We start from the raw sequence: 6,544 nt of genomic DNA on the forward strand, positions 1-6,544 counted from the left end.
TCGCTCAGCGTGGGAACAGAGGGATCCGGAGTGAGGTCCTCCATTATCGCTTCCTGACCACTGACCACTTTTATATGGATGGCCGCGACCCTGAAGCCGGCATTCTCGACGACCACGACGGGCTGCCCTACCTCGTAAGGCGAACCCGCAAACGTATCCAGAACGGATCCCCCGGCCGCCGCGTTCGCCGCGACGCTGATCCGGAACCCCACTCCTGCGCCCTCCAATTGCGTCTTGATGTTGTTCGCCACGGTCGTATTCGAGTCGACCGCCGCCGTAGTCACAGTGCGGGTAATGGGAGCTGCGCCTGGCGTCGTGATGATGTCGAACTTTATCAACCCGTTGATCCCGTTCCTCTTGATCTGAATGAGGTTGACGAGGTTCAGGTCGGTCCCCGTGTTGCCGGAGGTCGGGACGGCCCAGTTCGACCAGAGCCCGCAGGGATTGTCGGCCTCCAGCCGCACATAGGCGGTCCCGGCCGTGCCGGGGATTTGTGGCTCGCGGATGACCACGAACCCACACTTGGCACCCGCGTCTGTCCTGCTGATGCGGAGGAAAGTCTGGGCGGCCTGGTCAGGAGCGATGTCGGGGCAGTCGCCTAGGCCGGTGCAAAGCGTCCAGGTTCCGCCCGCGCCAATCTTTTGCTCCACTTGATAGCTGGCCAGGGGTGTCGGACATCCGGCCATGGCGCAGGGAGCGCTGCAGGCTCTTCGCTTGTAGCTGTTGAAGACCCGGGCACTGAGGACTTCGGCGCTGTCACAGTTGCAGATGTCGATCGATCCGCAGCCTCCCCCCCCGGAGGATTGCACCGGGAAGTTAACCGTTGGGGAGCTGGGGCGAGTGAAATTGACGCCGGTCTGGAGAGTCGCAGTTCCAATGTCGAGCACGTTGATTGAGGCGGCCCCCCATTTTGGAGGTACGTCGAGAGCACAGGCGCCGGCAGGCCGGTCCGCCCATGACGCAGCAAAACCAGCGCCGGTCCGGTTTCCGCAGGCCGCGCCACCGGCTATGGCGGCTTCGTCGTTGACGGAATCCACGGAAATCGAGCCCCAGGCTAGGCCACCCAGGCCGAGCAGCAACACCGTTGCAAAGATCGGAACTCTGGCGCGCGCAACCCGTCGCATCAGAAACCTCCCCGCGCTTCATGGCGCAATCGACTGAAAGAGAGAGCTGTTGGGAAGAGGTCCATGCAATGGCTCTGCCATGCAGTAGGGAGAACGGCGAGCGCCGTCCAACATGAAGCAAGACGGGAGGTTCACATCCGGTGCGTGGAAAAGGAAGGCATGCCTAGTGACCGATGGAGCGATGGAGCAAAATGCTCCAAGGATGGACCAGCTCTGCAGGAAAGCCTTGTGTTCACACAGGATGTTTCTCAGTTTCAGGTATGGATCAAATTGATCCTCACCCGAATGGGCAGCTTAAGCGTGGTTGAGGAGCATCAGCTCCTTGGGGTGGGGATGCAGGTAGGCCTGGTCGAGGATGTAGTCGATCTGGTGCCGATTCACGTGGTGGCTGAGGAGGGTCAGAGGCACCACAAGCGGGATCCATCCCTTGCGGTAATCGTCGAGGATTCCCTGCAGCTCCTGCTTCTCGTCCGGGCCAAGATGCTCCTTCAGGAATCCGGCGATGTGCTGCAGAACGTTGGAGTGGCGCTTCACCGTTGCGGGGATGCGCAGGGCCTCCATGAACAATCGGGCATAGAGCTCGCCCAGGCGCTTCGGCGAATACCGCTTGGCGGCGGCCACCAGGCGACCGAGCTCCTGGTAGTGGCGGGGGCTGTGGGAAAGAAGAAGGTACTTGTGCGCCGTGTGGAAGGCGACCAGGCCGGAGCGGGTCGAGCCCCCCGTCATCCAATCCTGCAGACGACGGTAGGCGAACACCCGCTCGATGAAGTTCTCGCGGAGCGCCGGATCGTGCAGGCGTCCCTCTTCCTCCACGGGAAGCAGCGGCATTCCCGCCATCAGGACGCTCGCGAAGGCTCCAACGCCGTTGCGCGAGGCTGGTCCCCGGGCAGGATAGACTCGTACGCGCTCCATGCCGCAGGAGGGAGAATCCTTCTTGAGGAGATATCCCGACAGGTCGAGTTGCTCCATCTGGCGCACCCGGCGCCGCGCATAGCGTTGCATCGCTGCGGTCCAATCCTTTCCCGAGCGCACCCCCACGAGGCGCTCCTTCCCGGCGTCCCCCGCCAGATGGATGGGCTCGCGGGGAACGCCCATCCCCACTTCCAGCTCGGGACAGACGGGGACCCATTCGAAGAAGCGGCCCAGCAGATCCTTGATGTAGACGTCGCGCTTGTGCCCGCCGTCCCAGCGCACCTCTTCGCCGAGAAGGCAGCTGCTGATGCCGATCCTGAGGGGTGCTTCAGCGACGGGGCGAGAGCGCGGCTCCGCCCGCGCGCGGCGGGAGCCGGCCACGGCTATTCCCACTCGATGGTGGCGGGGGGCTTGGAGGAGATGTCGTAGACGACGCGGTTGACGCCGCGGACTTCGTTGACGATGCGAGTGGAGACGTGGGCGAGCAGCTCGGGCGGAAGATGGGCCCAGTCGGCCGTCATGAAGTCGTCGGTCACCACGGCGCGCAGGGCGCAGACATTCTCGTAGGTGCGGTAATCGCCCATCACCCCGACGCTTTTCACCGGGAGCAGCACGGCGAAGGCCTGGGCCGTCTTGTCGTACCAACCGGCGCTTTTCAGCTCGGCGATGAAGATGGCGTCGGCCTCACGCAGCGTGGCCAGCCGCTCGCGGGTTATCTCTCCCAGGACGCGCACCGCCAGTCCGGGGCCGGGAAAGGGATGCCGGCCCAGCAGCTCGGCCGGGACTCCCAGCGCGGCCCCGAGCTTGCGGACCTCGTCCTTGAACAGCTCGCGCAGCGGCTCCACCAGCTTGAGATGCAGCGTCTCGGGCAGCCCGCCGACGTTGTGGTGCGTCTTGATGACCGCCGAGGGGCCGGCAAACGAGGTCGATTCGATGACATCGGGATAGAGGGTCCCTTGGGCCAGGAAGTCGACCTGCCCGATTTTCTTTGCCTCGCGCTGGAAGACCTCGACGAAGACCTTGCCGATCCGGCGCCGCTTCTCTTCCGGCTCCTCGACTCCTGCCAGCGCCGCGAGGAACTCCTCGCCGGCATCCACCCGGGTCAGCGGGATTCCCAGCCCCCGGCCGAGCGCCTCCTCCACCTGGTCCCCTTCGTCCTTGCGCAGCAGCCCCGTGTCGACAAAGATCGGGTGCAAGCGTTTGCCGATGGCCCGGTGGATCAGGACCGCGGCCACGGTGGAGTCGACGCCTCCCGAGAGGCCCAGGACGACGCTCCCCTGCCCCACGCGCTCCCGCACTCGGCCCGCCAGCTCTTCGGTGAGAGAGGCGATCTTCCAGTCGCCGCGGCAGCGGCAGACCCGGTAGAGGAAGTTGCTCAGGAGATCGCGGCCGTGGATCGTGTGCGCCACTTCGGGATGGAACTGGATGGCATACAGCGAGCGACGCTCGTCTGCCATTGCGGCGCACGGTGTCTGCTGTGTCTTCCCCGTCACCTCGAAGCCGGGAGGCGGCGCCTCGAGCGAATCGCCGTGGCTCATCCAGACCTGCTGAACTTCGGGCAGTCCGGCGAACAGAGGGATCTGCGGGCGGAGTACCTGCAGGTCGGCGCGGCCGAACTCCCGCCCGGCGTCGGCCACCACGCGTCCGCCCAGGACCTTGCCCATCAGCTGCATGCCGTAGCAGATTCCGAGGATCGGGATGCCGGCGGTCAGCAATCGCGCCTCGATCTGCGGGGCGCCGTCCCGGTAAACGGAGTCGGGACCGCCGGATAAAATCACCCCCTTCGGGGAGGCCTCGAGGATTTTCTCGGATGGGACCTGACAGCCTAGAAGCTCGCAGTAGACCCCGAGATCCCGCACCCGCCGCGCGATCAGCTGCGAGGTCTGCCCGCCGAAATCGATCACCAGGACTTTCTCGTGCGCCGGGGCGGTCATGATCGGCCCCTGGAAGGCGCCAGGGAGCGCAGGTCCGCGGGCGCCAGCACGCGTAAATCGAGGACAAGGCGCTCCAGGACGGCGCCGGGACGCCCCCCGCTCTTCATCGATCGATCGGCGGACAGAAGCTTGCCGTAGGCTCCCCGGCCGGCCGCTTCGGGGAACCGGGCGATCTGTCCCTGGAACTTCTCGATCAAGCTGGGAAAAGGAGGGAATCCGACCGCGGCCGCCAGGTCGCGCCCGCGCACTCCCTGGCGGGACAGCGCCTTGCCCAGGATCAGCATCCGGATCTGCCGCGTCAGCAGGAACAGGAGCCGCACCGGCTCCTCTCCTTCCGCGAGGATGCCGCGCAGGAGCGAGACCGACTCGGCGGCGCGCCCGGCGGTGGTCGTGTCGACCCATTAGAAGACCGAAGCGGTTGCGGTGATCCCGAGCGTCGCCTCCACGTCGGCCACGCCGATTCGTTTTCGCGGGGCGGCGAAATCGACCGCCTTGCGCAGCTCCCGGTCGAGCCGCATCGTCTCGGGCCCCGCGTGGAACTCGAGGAGGGCGGCGGCGTCCCGCTCGATCTCCGCATCCAGCTCGGCCACCCGGGCGCGGATCCATCCCTGCAGCATCGCCCCTTTCATCGGCTGAAACTCCCGCACCTCGGCGAGCTTTTGCAACGTCTTGATGAGAGCTTTGCGGAAGTCGGGCTTGGCCCCCGCCACGAAGAGGAGGCAGGTGGAGGGGGACGGGGATCGCAGATATTCCTCCAGCCCTCCGACGGCGGTGTCCCGTATCGCCTCGGCTTCCTTCACCCAGACCAGGCGCCGCGACGTGAACAGCGGCAGGGTGCGGGCGGCATCCACCACCTCCGACAGCGAGCAGGAGCTCCCTTCCAGCAGCACGAGATCGAAGGATCCTTCCCCTTCCGGCAGGGCGGCATGCCGCACGGCGCGCGCCGCTTCTTCCTTCTGCCAGGCGTCCTCGCCGTACAGCAGGTAGGCGGGAGCGAGCTTTCCCTTGCGGATCTCCTCGAGGAACGGCTTCAGTCCTTCGCCTCGCGAGGCCATCTCAGAACCCTTCCAGGATGGAGGTCACCACCGCCTCGGCGAAATCGTCGGAGACCAGATCGAGCGCCGCCTGCTCCTGGCTCACGATGCCGGTATCGGCAGTGTCCACATCGTACTGCCGCCGGAACACGAAGTGGTCGTCCTGCCAGAGCACTTTGTCATCCGCCGTCTGGACCAGGCTCGCCCGGGCATTGATCAGGATCTCGTAGCGCGTGGCGCGTCCCTGCGGATTCAGCGACACGGGGCTCAGGACGTAAGCCAGGATCTCTCCTTTGAGCACCGCGTCGACTCCCTCTTCGTTCGGGGAGATCTGGTAGCGGCCCCGGGTGATGAAGTTGCTGATGATGCGGGCCGTGATGCGCTGCTCGAGATCAGGGCGATCGGTCTTGTTCACGAAGACCGGGATGCCGATGCGCTTGACCCCCGGGGGCAGGGCGCTCGAATGCCCCGAGAGATTGTAACCGCAGGCGCCCAGGCCGGCCGCCAGCAGCAGCGCGGCGACCCCGAGCGCCCGTCGGCTCATCCGCGGACCACGAGATTCAGCAGCCGATCGGGCACGAACACCGATTTGACGACCGCTTTTCCCTGGAGGTGCGCCTCGACTCGCGGATCACTGTGCGCCAGGGCGGTCACCTCCTCTTCGGAGGCCCCTTTCTCGACGCTCACCTTGCCGCGCAGCCGTCCATTGATCTGCACGACCACCTCGACGCGGGGCTCCTCCGCCAGCGCCAGATCGGCGCCCGGCCAGGCCATCGTCGCCAGCCGTCCCGTCATCCCCAGCCGCTCCCACACCTCTTCCGCGAAATGCGGCGCGAACGGATTCAGCAGGCGCAGCGCGGAGGTCAGCCCTTCCCTGAAACAGGCGCGTGTTGCCGCCGTTTGCAACCCGGCGAGCTGGAAGGCGCTCATCTCATTGACCAGCTCCATGATGGCGGCGATCGCCGTGTTGAAGTGCAGGCGCCGCTCCAGGTCCTCGGTCACCCGCAGGATGGTGCGGTGGGTCTTACGGCGCATCGCCGTCTCACGCTCGGAGGGGGCCGACCCGAAATCCTCCACCGCGGCAGTGCGCTCGGAAAAGTGCGGGGCGGCCAGGCGCCAGACCCGCTCCAGGAAGCGATGGCATCCTTCCACCCCCTGCTCGTTCCAGTCCATGTCGCGCTCCGGCGGCGCGGCGAACAGCGAGAAAAGGCGGCAGGTGTCGGCGCCGTAGCGGGCCACCATGGCATCCGGCTCCACCACGTTGCCGCGCGACTTCGACATCGCCGACCCGTCCTTCAGCACCATCCCCTGGTTCAGCAGGCGGAGCACCGGCTCGTCCACGCTCACCATGCCCAGGTCGCGCATCACCTTGGTGAAGAAGCGGCAGTAGATCAGATGCAGGATGGCGTGGGTGATCCCGCCGATGTATTGATCGATCGGAAACCAGCGGGCGGCGACCTCCGGGTCGAACGGCACCCGATCGTTGTGCGGGTCGGTGTAACGATAGAAGTACCAGGAGGAATCGAAGAAGGTGTCCATC

Annotated in this window: 6 protein-coding genes and 1 pseudogene; all 7 read right to left on the minus strand. The window is 65.9% G+C overall.

The window, feature by feature from the left end; translation table 11 throughout:
• Positions 1 to 1,124 (minus strand): hypothetical protein (locus VFW45_16705; GenBank protein ID HEU5182429.1); only part of this gene is annotated, 1,124 nt, incomplete at its 3' end.
• Positions 1,125 to 1,418: 294 nt separating this feature from the next.
• A complete protein-coding gene (locus tag VFW45_16710; GenBank protein ID HEU5182430.1) occupies positions 1,419 to 2,417 on the minus strand; it encodes a DUF523 and DUF1722 domain-containing protein in 999 nt (332 codons plus the stop codon).
• A gap of 2 nt (positions 2,418 to 2,419) precedes the next feature.
• The gene (gene guaA / locus VFW45_16715) at positions 2,420 to 3,970 is read right to left on the minus strand and encodes a glutamine-hydrolyzing GMP synthase (protein HEU5182431.1); all 1,551 of its coding nucleotides are present in this window, start codon (positions 3,968 to 3,970) and stop codon (positions 2,420 to 2,422) included.
• Positions 3,967 to 4,356, minus strand: a pseudogene (locus VFW45_16720) (hypothetical protein). The gene guaA and the pseudogene VFW45_16720 overlap by 4 nt, the downstream one beginning before the upstream one ends.
• A gap of 15 nt (positions 4,357 to 4,371) precedes the next feature.
• Positions 4,372 to 5,025 (minus strand): DNA polymerase III subunit delta, encoded by a 654-nt coding sequence (gene holA, locus VFW45_16725; GenBank protein ID HEU5182432.1) that lies wholly within the window; start codon positions 5,023 to 5,025, stop codon positions 4,372 to 4,374.
• 1 nt (position 5,026) lies between these two features.
• The gene (locus VFW45_16730; GenBank protein HEU5182433.1) at positions 5,027 to 5,548 is read right to left on the minus strand and encodes an LptE family protein; all 522 of its coding nucleotides are present in this window, start codon (positions 5,546 to 5,548) and stop codon (positions 5,027 to 5,029) included.
• A partial coding sequence (locus VFW45_16735; protein ID HEU5182434.1) for a class I tRNA ligase family protein occupies positions 5,545 to 6,544 on the minus strand: 1,000 nt, incomplete at its 5' end. The genes VFW45_16730 and VFW45_16735, both read right to left, overlap by 4 nt.

This window comes from Candidatus Polarisedimenticolia bacterium (assembly GCA_035764505.1).
In the GTDB taxonomy this organism is placed as follows: domain Bacteria; phylum Acidobacteriota; class Polarisedimenticolia; order Gp22-AA2; family AA152; genus AA152.

Coding starts and splice junctions, on each gene's coding strand:
- VFW45_16730 (HEU5182433.1), bottom strand. CDS start 5,548: ATGAGCCGACGGGCGCTCGGGGTCGCCGCGCTGCTGCTGGCGGCCGGC.
- holA (HEU5182432.1), bottom strand. CDS start 5,025: ATGGCCTCGCGAGGCGAAGGACTGAAGCCGTTCCTCGAGGAGATCCGC.
- guaA (HEU5182431.1), bottom strand. CDS start 3,970: ATGACCGCCCCGGCGCACGAGAAAGTCCTGGTGATCGATTTCGGCGGG.